Consider the following 23,688-nt stretch of genomic DNA (forward strand, 5'->3'; position numbering starts at 1 on the left):
ATGGCGCAGCCCACACGAGCATGCGAGAACGCGCCAAAAGCAAGCGAGAAAGCGCCAACAGAGAGTAGAGCGATGAAGATTGGTCTGTTTTACGGTTCCACCACCTGCTACACCGAGATGGCTGCCGAGAAGATCCGCGCCCTCATCGGCCCCGAGCTGGTGGATATTCACAATATCAAGGATGTCTCCCTGCGCCGGATGGAGGATTACGAGATCCTGATCCTCGGCATATCCACTTGGGATTTTGGCGAACTGCAGGAGGACTGGGAGTCCCGCTGGGAAGATATCGCCGATCTCCATCTGGAGGGACGCATCGTGGCCCTGTTTGGCCTCGGCGATCAGCTCGGTTATGGCGAATGGTTCCAGGACGCCCTCGGCATGCTGCACGATCAGCTGGTGCCAAAAGGGGTCAAGCTGGTGGGCTACTGGCCCAACGAAGGGTACGAATTCGATGCCTCCAAGGCACTGATCGACGATGGCCGTCACTTCGTCGGGCTGGCGCTGGACGATGCCAACCAATATGACCAGACCGATCCGCGCATCGAGCAGTGGGTCGAGCAGATCCTGAGCGAAATCCACGCCCTGCTCTGACCTTTCCCACGTTTTGGCAAAACGACCCTGAGCGCCTGGCCCTGGCCGCCGGGCGCAGTTATCGCACCGATTTTCTCAATCGGTATCATCGCATGACGCTATAGCGACTTTTTTGTGCTGGTCTGCAACAATGGACTCGACATCCCATAACAATCAGAGCCGGATGTCGGAAGCAAACGGACAGACCAGAAAAGGATATTCTATGACTCCATTCTCCCTGTTGGCCCCCGCCATCGCCCGTGACGTGCTCGATCACGCGCTGGCGCTGGGTGCCGATTTTGCCGAGCTGTTTGTGGAGCGCAAGCGCCGCAGCCAGCTCAGCCTGCTCTCCAGCCAGATAGAGAACATCAGCGGCGGCCTCGATTTCGGTATCGGCGTGCGCCTCTGTTACGGCCACAAGGTGCTCTACGGCTACACCAATCTGGCCAGCCGCGACGAGCTGCTGCGCATTGTCACCCTGCTGGCGGCCAAAGACCGCCGCGACCCCGTGGTGACCGCCACCGCCTTCGATTTCACCCGCCTGAGCGATCGCAACCCGGTGGCGCTGCCCCTGTCGGCAGACAAGCTGCTGGAGCAGAAGATCGCCTATCTGCACGCCATGGATGCAGCGGCCCGCTCCGAGAGCGACAAGGTGAGCCAGTTCTCCGGCAACGTGCTGGGCTGGGAGCAGGAGGTGGAAATCTTCAACAGCGAAGGAGTGCAAGTAGCCGATCGCCGCCACTACAACCGCATCATGGCCCAGACCATCGCCATGGAAGGGAGCGAGCAGAGCGTCGGTTACGAGGCCCCCGGCGCCCTGATGGGGTGGGAGCATGCCGATCGCATCGATCCGCGCGAGCTGGCGCTCACCGCCACCCGTCAGGCACTGGTGAAACTGGGCGCGGCTCCCTGCCCGAGCGGCACCCTGCCGGTCATCATGGAGAACGGATTTGGCGGCGTCATCTTCCACGAGGCGTGCGGTCATCTGCTGGAGACCACCTCAGTGGCCAAGAAGGCATCGGTGTTCCACGACAAGATGGGCCAGCTTATCGCCAATCCGGTGGTCAATGCGGTGGATGAAGGCTTGCAGAGCAACGCCTGGGGCTCCATCAACGTCGATGACGAGGGGATGGCTACCCAGCATACCCAGCTCATCAAGGACGGGGTACTGACCGGCTTTCTGGTGGACAGAATGGGTGCCCTCAAAACAGGCTACGCACGCACCGGCTCCGGGCGGCGCGAATCCTACAAGTACGCCCCCACCTCGCGCATGCGCAACACCTATATCGAGCCGGGCCACCACAGCCTCGACGACATGTTGGCCACGGTAGAGCACGGCATCTACGCCAAGAAGATGGGGGGCGGCTCGGTACAGCCCGGCACCGGCGAGTTCAACTTCAATGTGCAGGAGGCCTACCTCATCGAGCACGGCAAAATCACCAAGCCGCTCAAGTCTGCCACCCTGATCGGCACCGGCCCGCAGGTGCTGAAAGAGATCTCCATGGTGGGCCGCAACCTGGCACTGGCCGCCGGTATGTGCGGCTCGGTCTCGGGCTCGGTGCCCACCTCGGTGGGCCAGCCGGCGCTGAAAGTGGACAATATTCTGGTGGGAGGGAACGCCTGATGAGCCAGCTCGACATGAACCAACTGCTCACCCGCCTGCTCGACAAGGTGGCCGACCTCAACGCCGAGGCAGACATCATCGCCAATCAGGAGAAGGCCTTCTCCCTCAAGGCAGACAAGGGCGAGCTGGGTGAATACAAGGTCACCAGCAGCCAGCAGCTCGGCATTCGCCTGATCAAAGAGGGTCGGGTCGGCATCGCCTACTCGGAATCCCTCGATGAGCTGGCGCTGGATGCAATGCTGCAAGATGCGCTCGATGCCAGCCGCTTTGCCAAGGTGGATCCGGATCAGCGCATCTCGGTGGCCAATAGCCGGATCACCACAGATTGCGCCGAAATCAACCAGCCCGATACCACGCCGGTTGAGGAGAAGATCGCCCTGGCCCTGCGCCTCGAATCTGACATGCTGGCCATGCCCGATGTGAGCGGCGCCCCCTACAACAGCTTCTTTGAAGGGGAGAGCCAGCTCTGGCTCGCCAACAGTCAGGGCACCCTCTGCCAGCACGGCGAGTTTAGCGTCGGCTGCTACACCTCGGCGCTGGTGGAACGGGATGGCCGCCAGTCGATGCACTCGCAGGGGCAGTATGGCCGTCGCTTCGACGAGCTGGATAGCCAGCGACTCATCGAGCAGATCTACGCCATCGCCGATGGACTGCTGCCCGGTGAAGCGGTGCCGAGCGGTCGCTACAGCGTCATCTTCAGCACCAACTGCTTTGCCAGCCTGTTTGGCTGCTTTCAGGGCGTGCTGTCGGGCAAGTGGGCCCAGCAGGGGATCAACCCCTGGCGCAGCAAGGTCGGCCAGAGCGTGGCGTCACGCTGGCTCACTCTGGAGAGCAGGGTCTATATGCCGGGCGGCATGAACATCAAGGCGTTTGATGGCGAGGGGGCGGCCAGCTCGGATCTGCTGCTGATTGGCGAAGGGGAGCTGAAGACCCTGCTCCATAACAGCGCCACCGCCCGCCACTTTGGTGTGGCCAGCAACGGCTCGGCCGCCCGCGGTGCCCGCAGCGCCCTCGATGTGACCGCTCGCCATCTGGTGTTTGGCGCGGGCCCTCACTGTGAAGCGGAGGTGCAGAGCGGCGACTATCTGGAGCTAGTCAAGCTGGACGGTCTGCATTCGGGTGCCGATGCGGTGAGCGGTGACTTCTCCTTTGGCGCGTCGGGCTTCCTCTGCCGCGATGGGGTGCGACTGCAGCCGGTGCGCGGCATCACGGTAGCAGGCAACTTCTACCGCCTGCTGGGCGAGCTGGAAGCGGTCGGCGATACCCTGCACCACAACGACAGCAAGGGCTTCTACTCCCCGCTTATCCGTTTTGGTGGCCTCTCCGTCGCAGGCAAGTAAACGCCCCGACGAAACCTGCAAGCAAGAAAAAGGCGCCTGATGGCGCCTTTTTACTCGTTATCTCGTCCGCCTTGATGGCATGACTCAGGGGGAGAGCGGCTCACGGTGATACTCATCGGCCCCGCACTCAGGGCAGGTGCCGAGCTGCTCGGGGTGCAGCACGGTATGGCGCCACTCGCAGTGATCGCACACCAATACCCCGAGCCCCACCCAGTCGCCGGCCCGGTAGACGCCCTTGTGCTCCAGCTCGTCCGCCAGCTCCTGCCACTCCACCTGGGTGCGGTCGGTCACGTCCGCCAGCCAGGACCAGGCGGTGTCTTTGAGCGCCAGCATGAAGGCGGACTCCTCCACCTGCTCATCCTTGCGCCCCTCGTCATAGTTGCCCAGATCCCGCTTCACATACTCGGCGATCAGTGCCAGCTCGTCCTGGGTCAGATCCCCGGCCGCCTCCAGATAGGCCTGCACCTTGGCGATCATCCGGTTGAGGCGCTCCCCCTGGAACTGTTCTGTCTCTTGCCACTGCTTTTGCAGCTCGGCAATGAAGGCTTCGTACCCTTTTTGACGTTTGTCCATGGCCGTTACTCCTCTACTGAACCCTGATCAGGCCCGGCTTAAGGCCCGAGGGACGCTGGCGGTTGTTGCCGCCGCAGGATATGGGTATTCTATTGCGATTTCCCAGCTGATTTATCTATCCATTTCACAGATCCGGATGTCACCAATGCAAGAGCAATACGTTCCCCAATCCATAGAACCAGCAGTGCAAAAGCACTGGGATGCCAAGAAAACCTTCAAGGCGGTGGAGAAAGTAGACAAGGAAAAGTTCTACTGCCTCTCCATGTTCCCCTATCCGTCTGGTCGTCTACACATGGGGCACGTTCGCAACTACACCATAGGTGATGTGATCTCCCGTTATCAACGCCTCAATGGCAAGAACGTGCTGCAACCCATCGGTTGGGACGCATTCGGCCTGCCGGCGGAAAACGCCGCCATCAAGAACAATACGGCACCGGCGCCCTGGACCTACGAAAACATCGAATACATGAAGAACCAGCTGAAGATGCTGGGTCTGGGTTATGACTGGGATCGCGAGCTGGCCACCTGCAAGCCGGACTACTACCGCTGGGAGCAATGGTTCTTCACCAAGCTCTACGAGAAGGGTCTGGTCTACAAGAAGACCTCCTCCGTCAACTGGTGCCCGAACGACATGACCGTACTGGCCAACGAGCAGGTTGTCGACAACTGCTGCTGGCGCTGTGACACCCCGGTGGAGCAGAAAGAGATCCCCCAGTGGTTCATCAAGATCACCGATTACGCCGAAGAGCTGCTGAGCGACATCGACAACCTCGAAGGCTGGCCTGAGATGGTCAAGACCATGCAGCGCAACTGGATTGGCCGCTCCGAAGGGGTCAACATCAGCTTCAATATCGAGGGTCAGGCTGAGCATCTGGAGGTCTACACCACACGTCCGGACACCTTCATGGGCGTGACCTATGTCGGTATCGCCGCCGGCCACCCGCTGGCGCTGCAGGCAGCCCAAAACAATCCTGAGCTGGCCGCCTTCATCGAAGAGTGCAAGAACACCAAGGTAGCCGAAGCTGAACTGGCCACCATGGAGAAGAAGGGCATGGCCACCGGCCTCTATGCCATTCACCCGCTGGATGGCCGCAAGGTGCCGGTCTGGGTCGCCAACTTCGTGCTGATGAACTATGGCACCGGCGCCGTGATGGCGGTACCGGGCCACGACCTGCGCGACCATGAGTTCGCCACCAAGTACGGCCTCGAGATCAAGCCGGTCATCAAGCCGGTCGATGGCGAGCTGCCGAACGTGATCGACGCCGCCTACACCGACAAGGGCGTGCTGTTCAACTCCGGCGAGTTCGACGGCCTCGAGTTCCAGCCGGCATTCGATGCCATCGCCAGCAAGCTGGAGAGCCTTGGCTGCGGCAAGCGTACCGTCAACTACCGTCTGCGTGACTGGGGTGTCTCCCGTCAGCGTTACTGGGGTGCCCCCATCCCGATGCTGACCCTGGCTGACGGCTCCGTGGTGCCGACGCCGGAAGACCAGCTGCCGGTACTGCTGCCGGAAGACGTGGTGATGGACGGTATCCAGAGCCCGATCAAGGCTGACGCCGAGTGGGCCAAGACCACTTACAACGGTCAGGAAGCGTTCCGCGAGACCGATACCTTCGACACCTTTATGGAGTCCTCCTGGTACTACGCGCGCTACTGCTCCCCGGACTACGACAAGGGTATGCTGGATCCGGCGGCGGCCAACCACTGGCTGCCAGTGGATCAGTACATCGGCGGCATCGAGCACGCCTGTATGCACCTGCTCTACGCCCGCTTCTTCCACAAGCTGCTGCGTGACGCTGGCCTGGTGAACAGCGACGAGCCGTTCAAGCGCCTGCTCTGCCAGGGCATGGTGCTGGCCGACGCCTTCTACTACAAAGACGAGAAGGGCGGCAACGTCTGGGTCAGCCCGACCGACGTCAAGGTAGAGCGTGACGAGAAGGGTCGCATCACCAAGGCCGTCGACAATGAAGGCCGTGAAGTGATCCACTCCGGCATGACCAAGATGTCCAAGTCCAAAAACAACGGCATCGACCCGCAACTGATGGTGGAGCGTTACGGCGCCGATACCGTCCGTCTGTTCATGATGTTCGCCTCGCCGGCCGAGATGACCCTGGAGTGGTCCGACTCCGGCGTAGAGGGTGCTCAGCGCTTCCTGCGTCGCCTGTGGCGCGTCACCTTCGAACACGTTTCCGGTGGCGCCGTTGCCGCACTGGATGTAGCGGCTCTCACCAACGAGCAGAAAGCGGTACGCCGTGAACTGCACAAGACCATCGCCAAGGTGAGTGATGACGTGGGTCGCCGTCAGACCTTCAACACCGCCATCGCAGCCATCATGGAGCTGATGAACAATCTGGCCAAGCTGGGCAACGACGAGCAGGACCGCGCCCTGATGCAGGAAGCGCTGGAAGCTGTGGTAGTCATGCTCTACCCCATCACTCCGCACATCGGCTTCGAGCTGTGGAAGATGCTGGGCAAGGGCGACGACATCGATCACGCAGCCTGGCCGGTGGCCGATGAAGCGGCCATGGTCGAGACCGAGAAGCTGGTGGTGGTACAGATCAACGGCAAGATGCGCGGCAAGCTGACCGTGCCGGCCGAGATCAGCCAGGCCGACGTCGAGAAGCTGGCGATGGCTGATGCCTCGGTACAGAAGTTCACCGACGGTCTGACCGTGCGCAAGGTGATCTATGTACCTGGCAAGCTGCTCAATATTGTCGCTAACTGATCGGCTGCCAACTGATCATTGCCAATCTGTGACAGCAAACGGATGATAACGGCGGGCCCTGCGCCCGCCGCTTTCCCTTAATGCAAAGAGGATTTTCTATGGGCACCATCTTCACCCGCTGGATGGCCATCGTGCTGGCTGGTCTGCTGCTGCAAGGCTGCGGTTTTCACATGCGCGGCACCGGCATTCCGGCCGAGCTGATGACCATGAAGGTCGTGGGCGACAACAAGAGCGACTTCTACCGGATGGTCACCACCCGCCTGAAGGCCTCTGGCGTAACTCTGGCCGACAAGGAGGGTATTCCGGTGCTCACTCTGGGCGGCATAGGCAGCACCAGTCAGGTCGCCTCGGTCAACGCGCTGGGGACGGACACCGAATATGTGCTGGGCTTCACTACCCAGTTCACCATCTCGGCCCCCGGCAAGCCGACCCAAGTCTTCCCCATCAACTTCAACCGCAGCTTCCTCAACAAGCCGGATGCCGCGCTCGCCTCCTCCCGTGAGCAGGAGCAGCTCAACCGCGAGATGCAGGAGCAGGCGGCCAATCAGGTGATCCGGCAGTTGAGCCAGGTCAGCTTCTGATGCGAGTATTTTGATGAGAGTCTACCCGGAACAATTTGGTGACCACCTCAAAGCAGGGCTTCGGCCCTGCTATCTCGTTTTTGGCGACGAGCCCCTGCTGCGACTGGAGGCCATCGATGCCATCCGTCAGGTCGCCCGCAAGCAGGGTTTCGATGAGCGCCACACCTTCGTGGTGGAACAGGGGCTGGACTGGAATCAGGTCTACGATGCCTGTCAGGCCATGAGCCTCTTCTCCGCCCGCCAGATCATCGAGCTGGAGCTGCCCGCCAAGGTGGACAAGGATCTGGCCGCCCGCATCAGCGAAATTGGCAAGCAGCTTCATCCCGACCTGCTGCTGGTGCTGAGCGGCGGTCGCCTCAACCAGACCCAGATGAAAGCAGCCTGGTTCGACAAGCTCTACCAGATTGGCACCTATGTGCCGGTCAACCATCCGGAACCCAAGTTCTTTCCGCGCTGGATGAGTGCCCGTTTTGCGCGTTTCGGCCTCAAGGCGCTGCCGGATGCCATCAACTTCATGTGCCACTCCTACGAGGGCAACCTGCTGGCCGCCAGTCAGGAGATCGAGAAGCTGACCCTGCTCTCGCCGCCCCAGCCCATCAGCGTCACCTATCTGCAAGAGACCATTATCCGCCACGCCCACTTCACCCCGTTCCAGCTGGTCGATACCCTGCTGGAGGGGAAGGTGAACCGGGCCCAGCGCATTCTGGCAGCTCTGCGGGCCGAAGGCACCGAGCCGGGGATGCTGGCCTGGACCCTCTGCCGCGAGCTGGAGCAGCTGACCGAACTGTCGCTGGCGATGCGCAACGGCCAGCCGCTGGGGGAGCACTTCAGCCGCCTGCGCATCTGGCAGAGCCGCCAGCAGCTCATTCAACAGGCGCTGACTCGTCTCCCCTTCGCCAAGTTGCAACAACTATGGCAGCTGATGGCGCAACTGGATGGCGCCCAGCGCCGCTTTGATACCGAACAGGCGTGGCTGATGCTGCAGACCATTGCCCTCGGCTTTCGTGATGGCACCCCGCTGCCGCTGGTGATGGAGAGCAGCCCGTGCTGAAGGCGCCTGTCGGTTTGCTTGGCGGCACCTTCGACCCCATCCATATCGGTCATCTGCGCCCGGCCATCGAGGCGCGCGATGCTCTCGGGCTGGCCGAAATGCGGCTGATCCCGAACCATATCCCGCCCCACCGCGCCAATCCGTTCTGCTCCAGCGAACAGCGTCTCGCCATGGTCAAACTGGCGGCGGCAGAGAACCACCACTTTGTGGTGGATGAGCGGGAGCTGAGACGGGACAAGCCCTCTTACACCATCGATACCCTGATCGAGCTGCGTCATGAACTGCCCGATACGCCGCTCTGTTTTCTGATGGGGATGGATTCCCTGCTGAGCCTGCCAAGCTGGCACCGCTGGCAGGAGCTGCTCGACCATGCCCATCTGGTGGTGAGCGTGCGGCCGGGCTGGCAACCGGATTATCCGGCCGGGGTGGCACAGCTGCTGGCGCGCCATCACACCGCGAATGCCAACGCGCTGCATCAGCGTCTGGCCGGTCATATCTGGCTGGCGGACAACCAGCCCATCGAACTGTCAGCCACCCGACTGCGAGCCTTGCTGGATGCGGGACAAGACACCCGCTACCTCTTGCCCGAGTCGGTTGCGCACTATATTGATCAACAGGGGCTCTACCGCGCCAACCGCGGCTAGCCCCTGTCGTTATCCCGCCCCACCCGATGGGAAACGGGAGTGACCATGATATAATCCGCCGCCCTGACGCAAACGCTGCGCGCCGGAATACAGGAGAGACTCATTGCAAGGCCAAGAATTGCATGCCTTTATCATCGACAAGATCGATGACATGAAAGGCCGCGACATCATCACCCTCGATGTACGCGGCAAATCCAGCATTACTGACACCATGATCATCTGTTCCGGCAACTCCAGTCGTCACGTCAGCGCCATTGCCCACCATCTGGCCAGCGAGGCCCGCCACGCGGGTCTGGATCTGCTGAGCGTGGAAGGGCAACTGAGCGGTGAATGGGTGCTGGTAGATATGGGCTCGGTGATCGTGCATGTGATGCAGGATGAACACCGTGACTTCTACCAACTGGAAAAGCTGTGGAGCGGTGCCGCTCAAATGAATACGCAATAAGAGCACAAGTGTAACGACCATGAAGATCCAGTTGATTGCGGTGGGCACCAAGATGCCCGCCTGGGTAGAGCATGGCTTCGAAGAGTATCGTCGCCGCTTCCCCAAAGACATGCCGTTTGAACTCGTCGAGATCGGCGCTGGCAAACGGGGCAAAAATGCCGACATTCCCCGCATCCTGCAGAAGGAAGGGGAAGCCATGCTGGCGGCTGCGGGGCGCTCGCGCATCGTTACCCTCGACATTCCGGGCAAGCCCTGGACCACGGAGCAGCTGGCCACCCAGCTGGAGGCGTGGAAACTCGATGGCCGCGATGTGGCCCTGCTGGTCGGCGGACCGGAAGGCTTGTCCCCCGAGTGCAAGGCTGCTGCCGAACAGAGCTGGTCCCTGTCACCGCTCACCCTGCCCCATCCGCTGGTACGGGTACTGGTGGCCGAGAGCCTCTACCGTGCCTGGAGCATAACGACCAATCACCCTTATCACAGAGAGTGAACCATGCCGCTCCTGCTGTTATTGCCCCCCACAAACCCGAGGTAAAGGCATGCTGAAACAACGCATCGAAATGCGCGATCACAGTGCCGAGGGCAATCTGTTCTTCCGGCGCACCCTGGTAGCCTACATCGGCATCGTCGTGCTGATGCTGGTGCTGCTGGGCAATCTCTATTATCTGCAGGTCGAGTCCTACGACACCTACCAGACGCGTTCCAACTCCAACCGCATCCGGGTAGTGCCTGTGGCGCCACCCCGGGGTCTCATCTACGACACCAACGGTGTGCTGCTGGCGGAAAACCGCCCGGTCTACAGTCTGGAAATCGTGCCGGAAGAGACCAAAGATCTCGAAAAAACCGCCGACCAGCTGATCACCCTGCTGGGTCTGCCGGAGGGCACCAAGGAGAAGTTCCTCGCCGAAGTGAAACGCCAACGTCGCTTCAAGCCGGTCCCTCTCTACGAAAAGCTGACCGAATATCAGGTGGCACTCTTCTCGGTCAACCAGCACAACTATCCGGGAGCCAGTATCGAGGCTTACCTCAAGCGCTACTACCCGTTTGGCGACACCCTGACCCATGCGCTGGGTTATGTGGCCAAGATCAACACCCGCGACGTGGAGCGTCTCGAAAAAGAGGACAAACTCGCCAACTATGCCGCCACCAAGGATATCGGCAAGCAGGGGGTGGAGAAGTATTACGAGGATGAGCTGCACGGGGTGGCGGGTTATCAGGAGGTCGAGGTCAACAACCGCGGCCGGATTGTCCGCACCCTCAAGTTCCAGCCTCCGGTTCCGGGCAAGGATATCTACCTCAATATCGACGTCCGGATGCAGCTCAAGGCCCAGCAACTGCTGGCCGGCCAGCGTGGTGCCATCGTGATGATGAACCCGAAAACCGGTGCCATCCTGGCGCTGGAGTCGAGCCCGAGTTATGACCCCAACCTGTTCGTGACAGGCATATCCAGCGCCAACTACTCGGCACTGCTCAACGATCCGGCACGGCCGCTGGTGAACCGCACCACTCAGGGCATTTATGCCCCTGCCTCCACAGTCAAGCCCATGATGTCCATCATGGGTCTCAACGAGGGGGCCATCACCCCGGGCTACCGCTATTTCGGCGGCCCGAGCTTCTCCATTCCCGGTACCACCAAGAAGTTTCGCGACTGGCGCCGCTGGGGTCATGGCTGGCTCGACGTCTATCGCGCCATCGAGGTCTCGGCAGATACCTACTTCTACGATCTCGCCTATCGGGTCGGCATCGACAAGATCCACAGCTATATGACCAAGTTCGGCTTCGGTCAGTACACCGGGGTCGATCTCTATGAAGAGACCAAGGGTGTCATGCCGTCCCGTGACTGGAAAATGGCCCGTTGGCGCCAGCCCTGGTATCAGGGTGACACCATCTCTGTCGGTATCGGTCAGGGCTACTGGAGCGCCACCCCGCTCCAACTGGCCAAGGCGATCAGCATCCTGACCCAGAATGGTCACGACGTCACCCCGCACCTGCTCAAGAGCACAGCCTCCCAGGCGGGGGTAGTCGATGCCCCCATCAACCCCAATATCGCCCTCAAGCTCAAGAACGACAGCTTCTGGAAAGTGGCGCAGGATGGGATGTGGCGAGTCAACCATGGCAGTGAAGGCAGTGGCCGTCACTCGTTTGCCAAGGCGCCTTACTCCTCAGGCGGCAAATCGGGCACAGCCCAGGTAGTCGGTTTGAAGGAAAATCAGGTTTACAACATCAAGACGGTCAAGGCAGAGCATCGCGATAACGCTTTGTTCGTTGCTTATGCCCCCTTCGAGGCACCCAAAGCGGTGGTAGCTCTGGTACTGGAAAACTCCATCGGAGGTGGTGGTGGTCGAGCTGCATCGCCCATTGCACGCCAGATGCTGGATGCCTATCTGCTGCCCCCTGATCCGCAACTGCCACCGGCACCGGAAAAGCCGTCCCAACCGAGTGAGGTCGCTCCCAATGAGTAATTCTGCCCGCCAGCAGAGCATCTGGTACAAGCTGCATATCGACTTGCCCCTGCTGCTCGGTCTGCTGGCCGTGATGACCCTCTCCATGGTGGTGCTCTACTCCGCCTCCGGTCAGGATATGGACTCCATCGTGCGCCAGCTGGTGCGCGGCGGTCTCGCCTTTGCCCTGATGATCGGCCTGGCCCAGCTGCCCCCCTCCCTCTACGCCCGCTGGTCGGTGCCGCTGTTCGCCGTGGTGGTGCTGATGCTGATTGCGGTGGACGTATTCGGCCACATCGGCAAGGGGGCCCAGCGCTGGCTCGATCTCGGCTTTATGAAGTTCCAGCCCTCCGAAGTGATGAAGCTCTCCATGCCCATCATGGTGGCGGCCTGGCTCAGCCGCCACTCGCTGCCCCCCAAGTTCAGCCATGTGGTGATCGCTCTCATCATGGTGCTGCTGCCCACCCTGCTGATCGCCGCCCAGCCGGACCTTGGCACCTCCATTCTGGTGGCCGCCTCCGGCTTCTTCGTGATCTTTCTGGCGGGGCTCAGCTGGTGGCTGATCGGTCTGGCGGTACTGCTGCTGCTTGCCTTTATGCCGGTGCTCTGGTTCTTCCTGATGCACGACTACCAGCGTCAGCGGGTGCTGATGCTGCTCGACCCAGAGAAGGATCCGCTCGGCCGCGGCTACCACATCATCCAATCCAAGATTGCCATCGGCTCCGGTGGCGTCTTCGGCAAGGGGTGGCTGCAAGGGACCCAGTCCCAGCTGGAGTTCTTGCCCGAGCGCCACACCGACTTCATCTTCGCGGTATTTAGCGAGGAGTTCGGTCTGGTGGGGGTTGCCCTGCTGCTGGTGCTCTATCTCTATGTCATCAGCCGCTGTCTGTTTATCTCGATGCAGGCCCAGAACAGCTTCGAGCGACTGCTGGGCGGCGCCATCACCCTCACCTTCTTCGTCTATGTGTTCGTCAACATGGGCATGGTGAGCGGCATCCTGCCGGTGGTAGGGGTGCCCCTGCCGCTGGTGAGCTATGGCGGCACCTCCATGGTGACCCTGATGGCCGGCTTTGGCATACTGATGTCCATCCAGACTCATAGAAGGCTGCTGGCCTGATGAGACGGGTTGGATTGCTGCTCTCGCTAGCCACCATCATGGCGACCGCCGCCGTGGCGCCGGATCGGTTGGCCCTGCTCGCCGACCAGCAGCAGGTGCCGCTGGCGGAGCTGCAAGCTGCCGTCGCCCGCGCCCAGTTACGGCAGGAGGTGCTCGACACCATCAGCAAGCCGTGGGAGGCCAAACCCTGGCATCGCTACCGGCCGCTGTTTGTTACCCCAGATCGCATCCGTGACGGCCAGCAGTTCTGGCAGCAACATGCCGAGACACTGACCCGCGCGGAGCAGACCTATCGGGTGCCCGCCTCGCTCATCGTGGCCATCATAGGGGTCGAGACCTTCTACGGTCGCCAGATGGGCCGTCATCCGGTGCTCGATAGCCTCTACACCCTGGGGTTCCACTACCCGGAGCGCAGCGACTTCTTTGCCAAGGAGTTTGCCCAGCTGGTGGTGCTGGCCAAAGAGGAAGGGTGGCAACTCGATGCCCTCAAGGGCTCCTATGCCGGCGCCATGGGGATGGGGCAGTTCATGCCCTCCAGCTACCGCCACTACGCCGTCGACTTTGACGGGGATGGCAAGCGGGATCTGTTTGCCAACCCGGTCGATGCCATCGGCAGCGTGGCCAACTATTTTGCCAGCCACCAGTGGCGCTGGGGCGAATCCGTGGTGGAACCGGCCCAGATCGGGTTGATGGCAGTCGAACCTCTACTCAGGCCTGAGCCCGAGTTAACACAACAGTGGTCAGAACTGGCGGCGGCAGGGATTGAGCTCGCCACGCCGCTGGCCCCACAGACGCCGGTCAAGTTGCTGGCGTTTGCCCAAGCCGATGGACCGGAATACTGGGTCGCACGGCATAACTTTTATGTGATCACCCGTTACAATCGCAGCCCACTCTATGCGATGGCGGTGTATCAACTTAGCCAAGCCATTCAGGAAGCGTATGCATCTTCGTCACAAACTCCTCCCGCTCAGCCTGAGCTTGTTGCTGGCCGCCTGTAGCAGCCAGCCGGAACAGAGCGCCCCCGTAGAGCCGCAAGCACCGGTCAGCAAGCCACCCGTTATCGAGATCCCGCAAGCCACCGGCGCCATTCCGCGCCCCGAGCCCCTGAGTGCCAGCGGCAACCGGGACTACTGGATCGGCAAGCAGAAGCACGAGGTGTGGCGCGACATCAAACACTACAGCGAAGAGGGCACCGCCAGCTGGCTGTCGCCGGATCTGGACGGCCAGAAGACCGCCAACGGCGATGTGCTGGACAGCAAGCTGTTCAGTGCCGCCCACCGCAACCTGCCCATCCCGAGCTATGTGAGGGTCACCAATCTGGACAACGGGCTGGAGACCATAGTGCGGGTCAACGATCGCGGCCCGTTCAACAGCCCGCGCCTGATCGACCTCTCCTACGCAGCGGCCAAGCAGCTGGAGATGGTCGACAGCGGTGAGGCCCGAGTACGGCTGGAGCTGATTAGCGACACCCCGGATCAGATGGTGATCATGGAGCCGATGAAGCCCATCGAAATGACTCCGACCACTCCGGCTGCGGCCTCCAACACGCTGTCGCAAGATGGCTTCCTGGGTGAACCAACCGCACTGGCGATGGCCACTCCCGCTGCCGAACCCGCTCCCGTCAAGGCGCCCGCGACCACGCCCGCCAAAGCGGCACCTGTCAAGCCAGCTCCCGCCAAGACCGCAGCTCCTGCCAGCAGTGGTGATGGCAAGATGATCCAGGTACTGGCCAGCGGCTCCCGGGATCGGGCCGAGGCGATGGGCAAGGTGATGACCCAGCGCCATGGTGTGCCCTACCGGATTGAAGCCCATGGCGCCATCTTCCGGGTCTTGATCGGCCCGGTGGAGGCGGATAAACAAGCCGCACTGCTGGAAAAAGTACGGCAAGGGGGACTGGAACAGGCCTTTATCGTGCCCTGATCCCTCCTCTGACAGCGGCGGTGACCAATCTCCCGGCCCCGCCATCACGTCGCTTTATGGCGTGATGGCAGGGATTGATGGATAAAAAACCAGTCATGATCGCCATGTCGGACTATAACCTGCGGGCGCATCTGGTATAGTTAGGCCCGCATTTTATCCCCATCTGGCTCGCAGGAATTTCAAGATGTCCAAATTTGCCCGTTCAGTTCTTCTGGCCTCACTGATCAGCGTAACCGCTCAGGCCAATACGCCGGTGCCGACACCCACGCCGAACGCCAACCCAGTGGTGGTTCCCGCCGCGCCGGAGATCTCCGCCAAGGCCCATATCCTGATCGACTACTACTCCGGTCAGGTGCTGGCCGAGCAGAACGCCGACGAGCGTCTGCCCCCTGCCAGCCTGACCAAGATGATGACCTCCTACATCGTTGGCGACGAGCTGCACAAGGGGAACATCAAGGGCACCGACATGGTGACCATCAGCCAGAACGCCTGGTCCAAGAACTACTCAGACTCCTCCAAGATGTTTATCGAGGTGGGCAAGCAGGTCTCTGTCGATGACCTGAACAAGGGCATCATCATCCAGTCCGGCAACGATGCCTGCGTCGCCATGGCCGAACATCTGGCCGGCAGTACCGACTCCTTCGCCAGCCTGATGAATGCCTGGGCCGCCAAGCTCGGCATGAAGGACACCCAGTTCAAGAACCCCCACGGTCTGGATGAAGAGGGTCACTACAGTACAGCCCGTGATATGGCCCGCCTGGGTCAGGCACTGATCCATGATCAGCCGGAGGAGTACAAGATCTACTCCCAGAAATCCTTCGTCTTCAACGGTATCACCCAGCACAACCGCAACCGCCTGCTGTGGGATCAATCCCTGCAAGTGGATGGCATCAAGACCGGCCACGTCAGCCAGGTCGGCTATAACCTGGTCTCCTCTGCCACCAACAACGAAGGCATGCGCCTGATCGCCGTGGTACTGGGCGCCAGCAGCGAAGCCTCCCGCGCCGCCGAGAGCAAGAAACTGCTCACCTACGGCTTCCGCTTCTTCCAGAGCCTGACTCCGTACAAGGCAGGCACCGAGCTGGTCACCCAGAAGATCTGGATGGGCGACAAATCTGAAGTGAAACTGGGCGTCGACAAGGATGTCTCCGTGCTGGTCACCCGCGGTCAGGGCAACAACCTCAAGGCAGACTTCCAGCTCGACAGCGAGCTGAAAGCCCCGTTGGCCAAGGGTCAACGCGTTGGTACCGTGTTCCTGAAGCAGGGTGACAAAGAGATCAAGCAGGTACCGCTGGTCGCTCTGGAAGAGGTGCAGGAAGGTGGCTTGATGAGCCGTCTGTGGGACTACCTGGTACTGCTGGTCACCAGCTGGTTCAAGTAATCCGACGCACAATCCTCACCAAACAGCGGCGCCAACAGGCGCCGCTGCTGTCTGCGCCGGACAATGGCAGTGAATAACCCTGTAAACTGCAGGTTCCGCCTTACCCTGATTTGTGGTAAAAAGCAGCACTTCCATCCTTGTCTGACCGCTCCCGGCCTTGATCCCGGAGTGTGCGGCGCCCATATAGGGTTTAGCCGCACCCATACAGACTTGAAATGGCGGCCTCCACGGGCCATCGGCCACTAGCCATCCAAGATGAAGTCATCATGCTGATGACGAAAAAGGTGAGTAAATGAATACCAAGTTTGATGAACTGCTGGAGTTTCCCTGCAAATTCCCGTTCAAGGTACTCGGCATCGCGGATCCTGCGTTGCCGGATATGGTGGTTGAAGTGCTGCAGCAGCATGCTCCGGGCACCTACAGCCCGACCGTCCAGCCCAGCTCCAAGGGCAACTATCACTCGGTTCGCGTGACCGTGACTGCCCAGAGCAAAGAGCACATCGAAGCGATGTACACTGCGCTTGGCAAGATCGAGCTGGTGAAATACGTACTGTAATTTCTCTCTCGCCCCGTTCTGCGGGGCGACTGTTTTTGGCTGCAGCACGCCACGAGGACACCATGTCATCCCAGATCCCCGCTCAGCACAGCCTGATAGTCAGGCAGCTGGGTCGCCGCCCCTACCAGCCGGTATGGGACGCCATGAAAGCCTTCACCGACAACCGCACCAGCGACACCCCGGACGAGTTCTGGGTGGTCGAACATGACCCCGTCTACACCCAGGGCCAGGCCGGCAAGGCCGAACACCTGCTCAATCCGGGCAATATCCCGGTGGTGCAGAGCGATCGCGGCGGTCAGGTGACCTATCACGGCCCGGGCCAGCTGGTGCTCTACGTCCTGGTGGATGTCCGCCGCTGCAAATTCTCGGTGCGCGAGCTGGTGACCGCGCTGGAAACAGCCATCATCAACACCCTGGCCAAAAGCAATATCCAGGCCTATGCCAAGGCAGATGCCCCCGGGGTCTATGTGAAAAATGACCTTGGCATGGAGGCCAAACTTGCCTCGCTGGGACTGCGCATCCGCAAGGGTTGCTCGTTCCACGGGCTGGCCCTCAACATCAACATGGACATGACCCCCTTCCTGCACATCAATCCGTGCGGCTATGCGGGCATGGCCATGACCCAGACCAGCGCCCTGGGCGGCCCGCAGAGCGTGGCCGAGGCGCAATCCATTCTGGTGGCCGAACTGGCCAGCCTGATTGGCTATCAGACAATAACAAACACCGAGAGTGAATCATGAGCAAACCCGTTCGTATGGAGCCGGGCGTCAAGCTGCGCGATGGCGACAAGATGGCCCTGATCCCGGTGAAATTCATGCCGGATCCCAACGAAGAAATCCTTCGCAAGCCGGACTGGATGCGGATCAAACTCCCCCCTTCCAGCCAGAAGATCGAACACATCAAGAGCACCTTGCGCAAGAACAAGCTGCACTCGGTCTGTGAAGAGGCTTCCTGCCCCAACCTGGCGGAGTGTTTCAACCACGGCACGGCCACCTTCATGATCATGGGCGCGATCTGCACCCGTCGCTGCCCCTTCTGCGACGTGGCCCACGGCCGCCCGCTGGCACTCGATCCGGAAGAACCGAAGAAGCTGGCGCTCACCATCAAGGAGATGAACCTCAAGTATGTGGTGATCACCTCGGTGGACCGCGACGATCTGCGCGACGGCGGTGCCCAGCACTTCGCCGACTGCATCCGCGAGATCCGCGAGCACAGCCCGCAGACCCGCATCGAGATCCTGACCCCGGACTTCCGTGGCCGGATGGAGCAGGCCCTTGAGGTGTTCCGCGAAACGCCGCCGGACGTATTCAACCACAACCTGGAAACTGCGCCGCGCATGTATCGCGTCGCTCGCCCGGGTGCCGACTACAAGTGGTCGCTGGAGCTGCTGCGCCGTATCAAGGAGATGCACCCCCATGTACCGACCAAGTCCGGTCTGATGATGGGCCTTGGCGAGACCAACGAAGAGATCGTCGAGGTGCTCAAGGATCTACGCGCTCACGGCGTCAACATGCTGACCCTGGGTCAGTATCTGCAGCCAAGCCGCCACCACCTGCCGGTCAAGCGCTACGTGCCGCCAGCAGAGTTTGACGAGCTGAAAGATGTCGCCATGGAGCTGGGCTTTACCCACGCCGCCTGCGGTCCTTTCGTGCGCTCCTCCTATCACGCGGATCTGCAAGCCAAGGGCGAAGAGGTCAAGTAACCTCGCACGATAGAGCGGCCAGTAACCGCCACCCTCGCAATGAAAAAGAGCGCCTATTGGCGCTCTTTCTGTTGGTGTCACTGACCGTTGCAGCTTGATCTACTCATCAGCCGTGGTCGAAGACCCCCTGCTGATGCCAGCGTTGCAACTGGGCCAACACCCGGGTCTCTCGCGCCGTCCACTGGGGACAGGGCCCCGCCAGCTGGGTCTTGTTGGTCTGCAGCGCTTCGTCGAGGCCAAACCAGCCGGGCACGAAGCCAAGGCGGATCTCGTAGGGCTGTGGCTGTGGCTCCACCAGTTGATCACCAATCCGGCACAAGTAGTACAGCGAGCGGATGCAGTAGGCATCGAACCCCGGCTCGCGGGCGGCGCGGTATTCCCGGGTCTCGCCAAGCAGGGTCCCTACTTCCAGCAACTCGGCACCGCACTCCTCCTTCAGCTCGCGGGCCAGCGCCACATGGTGGTTTTCCCCCGCTTCAACGCCGCCGCCAGGAAACATCAGATCACCGTTGACCCGGGAGTGGACCAGCAGCAACTCGTCGCCACGGAGTACTACGGCACGTACCGTAAGGCGTTCCAGGGTATGGCCATCGGTGATCACCTCGCCATGGACAAACGAGAGGGAAAAAGGTGCGGGCCAGCAGCTGGCCGGGGATAGTGCAATCATCAGAGCCTCAGTGCCGATAGCTGCCATGTTTCAGTTGATCGACTATTTCAGCCGCTCGCACGTCGTAGGCATCCTGATCTGTTTTGCTCAGGGTGTGATAAATACCAAAACGCCTGGCAGAGACCTCTGGCGCATCCTGAAAAGACTCACTCACCTTGCCCCACAGATAGGCCAGCCCGTACTGCTTCTGGCCCATATAGAGGGTGCTGAGGGAGGTGAGCAGGCGGCTGTTTATCTTGTCACCTTCCCGATAGAGGGAGAGGCCGTGATGCATGATGGAAATAGCTTTCTCGGGATCGCTCTTGGCGTAGGCTCCGCCAAGGGCCAGCTGAAGTTCCGGTTCGTCGAGCACCTTGTTACCTTCCAGCGCCATAAACTGCTGACGGGCCAGCTCGTTGGTGTTGTTGGTCCAGTGCCAGAGCAGCAAGTAGGGATCCTGCGAGTTGCGGGTGGCCACATCGAGCTGGGCCAACTGTTCGCCAGCCGCCAGCATCCCCTCCACCCGTGGGCTCTTCTGCTCGCGGGCATTCTTATACTCGATGTTGGTAGAGCGCTCGGCACACTTAAGATAGCGCTCAAGGTTGCGCATCAGCTCGTACTTGCGCCGATCCGTTCCCTCCTCCTTGAGATAGAAGCGGCTGCGGATCACATCGGTACGCTCGTAGCGACACCAGCCATCGTCCACCAGATCCTGACAGAGCTCGGCATGGTTGCTGCAGATATTGTGGATCCGATCGTCATTGCAGCCAGCTACGGCAAGGCCGACTGAAAGCATGATGAAGGTCTGTCGCAGGGGGAAATTGGCCATGATTCACATCTTGTTGGTAACGCGGGTTGGTAACAACTGAAGCCTCTGTCGGCCACCACCGGCTAGCAAACCGGTTACATATCCATTACAATGCGCGCGCCATATAAGGCCGCGATTGCAGAATAATATAACGAAATATAGACCCCTACACTGATCTGCATTCGACGAATTTTCTATTTACACCAACAACGTGAAATAAAGGATCTGGTCAATGACCCACGAGCACTACTTGCAAGCGTGGCAGGAGAGCCAGGAGCTCGCCGAAGCCATGCAACCCTTGATTGGTCGCCTCTACCGACAACAAGGGGTCGAGATCACCCTCTACGGCCGCCCACTGCAAAACGCCTCCACCATCGATATCCTCAAGGCCCACCGGGTCGTCCGCCGCCACCAGGGCGCTCCCCTCCCCATCCAGCAAAGCTTCCCCCTGCTTCAGGCCATCGTTGCCCTCAAACCCACCGCTGCCGAGGTAGACCTTGGCAAGCTGGCAGTCGGCTACTGGCAGGATCATCAGGATGAGGCGGGGATCGAGGACTATCTGCAAGCGCGACTGGCACCGGCCCTTGGCCGCAACCAGATGCCGCAGCCGACCGACGTGGTGCTCTACGGCTTTGGCCGTATCGGCCGCCTGCTGGCCCGCCTGCTGATCGAGCGTACCGGCGCCGCCAATCCGCTGCGCCTGCGCGCCATCGTGGTACGCGGTGGTCGCGACGGGGATCTGGAAAAACGCGCCAGCCTGCTGCGCCGCGACTCGGTACACGGTCCCTTCAATGGCTCCATCGAGGTGGATGTGGAGCGCAGCGCCATCATCGCCAACGGCACCTTCATTCAGGTGATCTACGCCAATAGCCCGGCTGACATCGACTACACAGCTTACGGCATTCACGATGCGCTGATCGTCGACAACACCGGGGTCTGGCGCGATGAGGCTGGCCTCTCCGAGCACCTGAAAGCGCGCGGTGCTGGCAAGGTGCTGCTGACCGCCCCCGGCAAGGGGGAGATGAAGAACGTGGTGTTCGGGGTCAACCATGAGGTGATAGGCCCGGATGACAAGATCATCTCCGCCGCCTCCTGCACCACCAACGCCATCACCCCGGTGCTCAAGGTGATGCAGGAGCAGTACGGCATCCGCCACGGCCACGTGGAGACGGTCCACTCCTACACCAACGATCAGAACCTCATCGACAACTATCACAAGGGGGAGCGGCGCGGTCGCAGCGCGGCCCTCAATATGGTGATGACCAGCACCGGCGCCGCCAAGGCGGTGACCAAGGCGCTGCCGGAACTCAAGGGCAAGCTGACCGGCAACGCCATCCGGGTGCCCACACCCAATGTCTCGCTGGCCATCATCAACCTGTCGCTGGAGCAGGCCACCGATCGGGAGAGCCTCAACGCCTATCTGCAGCAGATTGCGCTAAGCTCGGAGCTCCATCGCCAGATCGACTTCAGCGCCAGCACCGAACTGGTCTCCTCCGACATGGTGGGTTCCCGCTATGCGGGCATCGTCGACTCCCAGGCGACCATCGCCGAGGGGGATCACTGTGTGCTCTACGTATGGTATGACAACGAGTTCGGGTACAGTTGTCAGGTAGTGCGGGTGATGGAGCAGATGGCTGGCGTAGTCCGCCAGGATCTGCCTGCATAGACCGATAGAGTCTACCTGCATGACCCGTCATATCCCGCAGTTTATGGCTCAATAGTTCAAGGAGAGGCCGGATGTCGTTTCAACAGGGTGAGTTTTTGCAAGCAATCAGGCAGATGCCCGCAGAGGTGTACGAGCGGCTCAAGACCGCAGTCGAGCTGGGCAAGTGGCCCGATGGCAAGCCCCTGACCGACGAGCAGAAGGCCACCTCCCTGCAAGCCGTGATGGCCTGGCAGGCGATGCATCTCGACAACCCGGAGCATATGAACATCGGCCGTGACGGCGAGATTGTGATGAAGAGCAAGAGCGAGCTCAAGCGTCAGTATCGCGATGAGGAAGAGATAGTGCGGGTCGACCTCAACCACTGAGCCTGACCCGGCAGGCCGCTCGTGGCGGCCACAACAGAGAGGGGAGCCATGATGGCTCCCCTCTTTTTTCCTATCGATGCCGGGTGACTCATCCCCCTCATCCCCCTCATCCCCAACCCTTCTCCCGCCAGGGGGAGAAGGGAGCAGGCTCGCACCTGCGAACAGTGAACGGGCCACCTGCCAACGCTCTTCATGGCAAGCCTTGCGGCCAACCGCACCTCGAGCTATCCCCTCTCCCGCCGGGAGAGGGTTAGGGTGAGGGCCGCATCGCTTAGGGAGTCAGCTCCCCGCGCAGGGACTGCTGCATCAGCTCGCGAATGCGGTGGGAGGGCAAGTCCTGGCTCAGCAGGAAGTGCAGCTTGGTGAGCGCCGCTTCGGCGGTCATATCAAAGCCCGAGATCACCCCGGCCCGCGACAGGGCGTTGCCGGTAGCATACCCCCCCATATTGACCTTGCCGTGCAGGCACTGGCTCAAGTTGACGATGATGACGCCGCGGGCCGAAGCCTCGGAGAGCAGCGCCAGCATGGCCGGGTTCTGCGGCGCATTGCCCACCCCGAACGAGAGCAGGATCAGCGCCTTCACCGGCTGTTGCAGGATGTTGGCGATCACCTCGCTGGAGATCCCCGGATAGAGGGTCACCACGCCGATGGGCTGGGGGGTGATGTCGTGCAGCACCAGCGGCCGCGCGGAGGGCACACCCAGCTCACCCGCTTCCAGCGAGATGGCGATCCCGGCATTTAGCAGCGGTGGATAGTTGGGGGAGTCGAAGGCGTGGAAGCCGTCGGCGTGCACCTTCTTGCTGCGGTTGCCGCGATAGAGCTGGTTGTTGAAGAACAGCGTCACCTCGTGGATCGGGTAGTTGGCCGCGATATAGAGGGCATTGAGCAGGTTCTGCTGACCGTCGGAGCGCAGCTCGGCCAGCGGGATCTGGGAGCCGGTGATGATGACCGGCTTGTGCAGATCTTCCAGCATGAAAGAGAGCGCCGAGGCGGTGAACGACATGGTGTCGGTACCATGCAGGATCACGAAGCCATCGTATTTCTCGTAGTTGTCGCGAATATCCTCGGCGATACGCTGCCAGTCCGCCGGGGTCATGTCGGAGGAGTCGATGAGGGGCGCATATTCGTGGATATGGTAATCCGGCATCTCGGGGCGGTGAAACTCGGGCATCCGCGCCAGACAGTCTTCCATAAAGCCCGCCATCGGCACGTAGCCGTGATCGGAACGCTGCATCCCAATGGTGCCGCCTGTGTAGGCAATGTAGATAGACTTCTTCACACCCTCTCCTCTTGATGAAGTGAACACCGCCGGAACATGAACCATGTCGGAGTGAACCACAATGTCAACGCCCGCCAGCGCCTCTGCGTGCAGCGGAAACCGGCGAATTATAGAGACTGGCGCCCCAAATGACAGCCGTTCCATGCACCCTTTTCGGCTTTTCTGCCCTCTACCTACATAGTGCTAAATGTCACAATAAACCACTAAAACGAGCATTAATACGACAAAGATGGAATTAAACGATGCTTTTTGCTACA

The 23,688-nt window shown here is 60.9% G+C and carries 23 protein-coding genes; 19 read left to right on the forward strand and 4 right to left on the reverse strand.

Annotation, left to right across the window (positions count from 1 at the left end; all coding sequences use genetic code 11):
* Positions 1-72: 72 nt before the first annotated feature.
* The 3 genes from fldB to G5182_RS05060 all read left to right on the forward strand — a co-directional run bounded on the left by fldB (position 73) and on the right by G5182_RS05060 (position 3,534).
* Positions 73-591, forward strand: a complete 519-nt coding sequence (gene fldB / locus G5182_RS05050; protein ID WP_005335151.1) for a flavodoxin FldB — start codon at positions 73-75, stop codon at positions 589-591.
* Positions 592-793: 202 nt separating this feature from the next.
* Positions 794-2,194: a TldD/PmbA family protein gene (locus G5182_RS05055; protein WP_216953022.1), complete on the forward strand. Its 1,401-nt coding sequence runs from the start codon at positions 794-796 to the stop codon at positions 2,192-2,194.
* Positions 2,194-3,534 carry a TldD/PmbA family protein gene (locus G5182_RS05060; RefSeq protein ID WP_216953021.1) on the forward strand — a complete coding sequence of 447 codons (1,341 nt, stop codon included), beginning with the start codon at positions 2,194-2,196 and terminating at the stop codon, positions 3,532-3,534. Before G5182_RS05055 ends, G5182_RS05060 begins: the two co-directional genes overlap by 1 nt.
* An 84-nt stretch (positions 3,535-3,618) precedes the next feature.
* Here G5182_RS05060 and G5182_RS05065 read toward each other — a convergent pair whose 3' ends face one another.
* Positions 3,619-4,107, reverse strand: a complete 489-nt coding sequence (locus G5182_RS05065) for a zinc ribbon-containing protein (RefSeq protein ID WP_005298255.1) — start codon at positions 4,105-4,107, stop codon at positions 3,619-3,621.
* A gap of 145 nt (positions 4,108-4,252) precedes the next feature.
* On the opposite strand from G5182_RS05065, the gene leuS reads away from it, so the two are divergent.
* The 14 genes from leuS to lipA all read left to right on the forward strand — a co-directional run bounded on the left by leuS (position 4,253) and on the right by lipA (position 18,667).
* Positions 4,253-6,832, forward strand: coding sequence for a leucine--tRNA ligase (gene leuS / locus G5182_RS05070; RefSeq protein ID WP_421254234.1), 2,580 nt, complete (start codon positions 4,253-4,255; stop codon positions 6,830-6,832).
* Between the two features lie 98 nt (positions 6,833-6,930).
* On the forward strand, positions 6,931-7,413 hold the full coding sequence (lptE, locus tag G5182_RS05075; protein ID WP_227342068.1) for an LPS assembly lipoprotein LptE: 483 nt from the start codon (positions 6,931-6,933) through the stop codon (positions 7,411-7,413).
* 13 nt (positions 7,414-7,426) lie between these two features.
* On the forward strand, positions 7,427-8,464 hold the full coding sequence (gene holA / locus G5182_RS05080) for a DNA polymerase III subunit delta (RefSeq protein WP_227342067.1): 1,038 nt from the start codon (positions 7,427-7,429) through the stop codon (positions 8,462-8,464).
* Positions 8,458-9,108 (forward strand): nicotinate-nucleotide adenylyltransferase, encoded by a 651-nt coding sequence (gene nadD / locus G5182_RS05085; protein WP_227342066.1) that lies wholly within the window; start codon positions 8,458-8,460, stop codon positions 9,106-9,108. The genes holA and nadD overlap by 7 nt, the downstream gene beginning before the upstream one ends.
* A 103-nt stretch (positions 9,109-9,211) precedes the next feature.
* Positions 9,212-9,553 carry a ribosome silencing factor gene (gene rsfS / locus G5182_RS05090; protein WP_005335165.1) on the forward strand — a complete coding sequence of 114 codons (342 nt, stop codon included), beginning with the start codon at positions 9,212-9,214 and terminating at the stop codon, positions 9,551-9,553.
* A gap of 19 nt (positions 9,554-9,572) precedes the next feature.
* On the forward strand, positions 9,573-10,040 hold the full coding sequence (gene rlmH, locus G5182_RS05095) for a 23S rRNA (pseudouridine(1915)-N(3))-methyltransferase RlmH (protein ID WP_005335166.1): 468 nt from the start codon (positions 9,573-9,575) through the stop codon (positions 10,038-10,040).
* A 49-nt stretch (positions 10,041-10,089) separates the two neighbouring features.
* The gene (mrdA, locus tag G5182_RS05100; protein WP_227342065.1) at positions 10,090-12,012 is read left to right on the forward strand and encodes a penicillin-binding protein 2; all 1,923 of its coding nucleotides are present in this window, start codon (positions 10,090-10,092) and stop codon (positions 12,010-12,012) included.
* Positions 12,005-13,108, forward strand: a complete 1,104-nt coding sequence (gene rodA, locus G5182_RS05105; protein ID WP_227342064.1) for a rod shape-determining protein RodA — start codon at positions 12,005-12,007, stop codon at positions 13,106-13,108. Before mrdA ends, rodA begins: the two co-directional genes overlap by 8 nt.
* Entirely contained in the window at positions 13,108-14,106 is a 999-nt protein-coding gene (gene mltB, locus G5182_RS05110) for a lytic murein transglycosylase B (protein ID WP_227342063.1), read from the forward strand. Before rodA ends, mltB begins: the two co-directional genes overlap by 1 nt.
* The gene (locus G5182_RS05115) at positions 14,048-15,028 is read left to right on the forward strand and encodes a septal ring lytic transglycosylase RlpA family protein (protein ID WP_227342062.1); all 981 of its coding nucleotides are present in this window, start codon (positions 14,048-14,050) and stop codon (positions 15,026-15,028) included. The genes mltB and G5182_RS05115 overlap by 59 nt, the downstream gene beginning before the upstream one ends.
* 184 nt (positions 15,029-15,212) lie before the next feature.
* On the forward strand, positions 15,213-16,409 hold the full coding sequence (locus G5182_RS05120) for a D-alanyl-D-alanine carboxypeptidase family protein (RefSeq protein ID WP_216953014.1): 1,197 nt from the start codon (positions 15,213-15,215) through the stop codon (positions 16,407-16,409).
* Between the two features lie 292 nt (positions 16,410-16,701).
* On the forward strand, positions 16,702-16,965 hold the full coding sequence (gene ybeD, locus G5182_RS05125) for a DUF493 family protein YbeD (protein WP_005348100.1): 264 nt from the start codon (positions 16,702-16,704) through the stop codon (positions 16,963-16,965).
* A 62-nt stretch (positions 16,966-17,027) separates the two neighbouring features.
* Positions 17,028-17,705, forward strand: coding sequence for a lipoyl(octanoyl) transferase LipB (gene lipB / locus G5182_RS05130; protein ID WP_216953013.1), 678 nt, complete (start codon positions 17,028-17,030; stop codon positions 17,703-17,705).
* Positions 17,702-18,667, forward strand: a complete 966-nt coding sequence (gene lipA / locus G5182_RS05135; RefSeq protein ID WP_139740976.1) for a lipoyl synthase — start codon at positions 17,702-17,704, stop codon at positions 18,665-18,667. Before lipB ends, lipA begins: the two co-directional genes overlap by 4 nt.
* 106 nt (positions 18,668-18,773) lie before the next feature.
* On the opposite strand, the gene G5182_RS05140 is transcribed toward lipA, so the two are convergent.
* Both G5182_RS05140 and G5182_RS05145 read right to left on the reverse strand, forming a co-directional pair.
* Positions 18,774-19,334 (reverse strand): NUDIX domain-containing protein, encoded by a 561-nt coding sequence (locus tag G5182_RS05140; RefSeq protein ID WP_227342061.1) that lies wholly within the window; start codon positions 19,332-19,334, stop codon positions 18,774-18,776.
* Between the two features lie 7 nt (positions 19,335-19,341).
* Complete coding sequence (locus tag G5182_RS05145) at positions 19,342-20,142, reverse strand: DUF2989 domain-containing protein (protein ID WP_227342060.1); 801 nt, start codon at positions 20,140-20,142, stop codon at positions 19,342-19,344.
* Positions 20,143-20,353: 211 nt separating this feature from the next.
* On the opposite strand from G5182_RS05145, the gene G5182_RS05150 reads away from it, so the two are divergent.
* Together G5182_RS05150 and G5182_RS05155 are read left to right on the forward strand one after the other, a co-directional pair.
* On the forward strand, positions 20,354-21,787 hold the full coding sequence (locus G5182_RS05150; RefSeq protein WP_227342059.1) for a glyceraldehyde-3-phosphate dehydrogenase: 1,434 nt from the start codon (positions 20,354-20,356) through the stop codon (positions 21,785-21,787).
* Positions 21,788-21,858: 71 nt separating this feature from the next.
* Entirely contained in the window at positions 21,859-22,152 is a 294-nt protein-coding gene (locus G5182_RS05155; RefSeq protein ID WP_011707127.1) for a YeaC family protein, read from the forward strand.
* A gap of 271 nt (positions 22,153-22,423) precedes the next feature.
* Here G5182_RS05155 and ansA read toward each other — a convergent pair whose 3' ends face one another.
* A complete protein-coding gene (gene ansA / locus G5182_RS05160; protein WP_042054747.1) occupies positions 22,424-23,431 on the reverse strand; it encodes an asparaginase in 1,008 nt (335 codons plus the stop codon).
* Positions 23,432-23,688: the final 257 nt, after the last annotated feature.

This window comes from Aeromonas sp. 600948 (assembly GCF_049174875.1).
Lineage (GTDB): Bacteria > Pseudomonadota > Gammaproteobacteria > Enterobacterales > Aeromonadaceae > Aeromonas > Aeromonas veronii_A.

What these genes read in the sequence shown, in the direction of transcription:
- fldB (WP_005335151.1), top strand. Translation starts at nt 73, where the DNA reads ATGAAGATTGGTCTGTTTTACGGTTCCACCACCTGCTACACCGAGATG.
- leuS (WP_421254234.1), top strand. Translation starts at nt 4,253, where the DNA reads ATGCAAGAGCAATACGTTCCCCAATCCATAGAACCAGCAGTGCAAAAG.
- holA (WP_227342067.1), top strand. Translation starts at nt 7,427, where the DNA reads ATGAGAGTCTACCCGGAACAATTTGGTGACCACCTCAAAGCAGGGCTT.
- lipB (WP_216953013.1), top strand. Translation starts at nt 17,028, where the DNA reads ATGTCATCCCAGATCCCCGCTCAGCACAGCCTGATAGTCAGGCAGCTG.
- G5182_RS05120 (WP_216953014.1), top strand. Translation starts at nt 15,213, where the DNA reads ATGTCCAAATTTGCCCGTTCAGTTCTTCTGGCCTCACTGATCAGCGTA.
- G5182_RS05145 (WP_227342060.1), bottom strand. Translation starts at nt 20,142, where the DNA reads ATGGCCAATTTCCCCCTGCGACAGACCTTCATCATGCTTTCAGTCGGC.
- rodA (WP_227342064.1), top strand. Translation starts at nt 12,005, where the DNA reads ATGAGTAATTCTGCCCGCCAGCAGAGCATCTGGTACAAGCTGCATATC.
- G5182_RS05150 (WP_227342059.1), top strand. Translation starts at nt 20,354, where the DNA reads ATGACCCACGAGCACTACTTGCAAGCGTGGCAGGAGAGCCAGGAGCTC.
- G5182_RS05060 (WP_216953021.1), top strand. Translation starts at nt 2,194, where the DNA reads ATGAGCCAGCTCGACATGAACCAACTGCTCACCCGCCTGCTCGACAAG.
- ybeD (WP_005348100.1), top strand. Translation starts at nt 16,702, where the DNA reads ATGAATACCAAGTTTGATGAACTGCTGGAGTTTCCCTGCAAATTCCCG.
- lipA (WP_139740976.1), top strand. Translation starts at nt 17,702, where the DNA reads ATGAGCAAACCCGTTCGTATGGAGCCGGGCGTCAAGCTGCGCGATGGC.
- G5182_RS05140 (WP_227342061.1), bottom strand. Translation starts at nt 19,334, where the DNA reads ATGATTGCACTATCCCCGGCCAGCTGCTGGCCCGCACCTTTTTCCCTC.
- rlmH (WP_005335166.1), top strand. Translation starts at nt 9,573, where the DNA reads ATGAAGATCCAGTTGATTGCGGTGGGCACCAAGATGCCCGCCTGGGTA.
- G5182_RS05065 (WP_005298255.1), bottom strand. Translation starts at nt 4,107, where the DNA reads ATGGACAAACGTCAAAAAGGGTACGAAGCCTTCATTGCCGAGCTGCAA.
- mltB (WP_227342063.1), top strand. Translation starts at nt 13,108, where the DNA reads ATGAGACGGGTTGGATTGCTGCTCTCGCTAGCCACCATCATGGCGACC.
- G5182_RS05115 (WP_227342062.1), top strand. Translation starts at nt 14,048, where the DNA reads ATGCATCTTCGTCACAAACTCCTCCCGCTCAGCCTGAGCTTGTTGCTG.
- lptE (WP_227342068.1), top strand. Translation starts at nt 6,931, where the DNA reads ATGGGCACCATCTTCACCCGCTGGATGGCCATCGTGCTGGCTGGTCTG.
- mrdA (WP_227342065.1), top strand. Translation starts at nt 10,090, where the DNA reads ATGCTGAAACAACGCATCGAAATGCGCGATCACAGTGCCGAGGGCAAT.
- G5182_RS05155 (WP_011707127.1), top strand. Translation starts at nt 21,859, where the DNA reads ATGTCGTTTCAACAGGGTGAGTTTTTGCAAGCAATCAGGCAGATGCCC.
- G5182_RS05055 (WP_216953022.1), top strand. Translation starts at nt 794, where the DNA reads ATGACTCCATTCTCCCTGTTGGCCCCCGCCATCGCCCGTGACGTGCTC.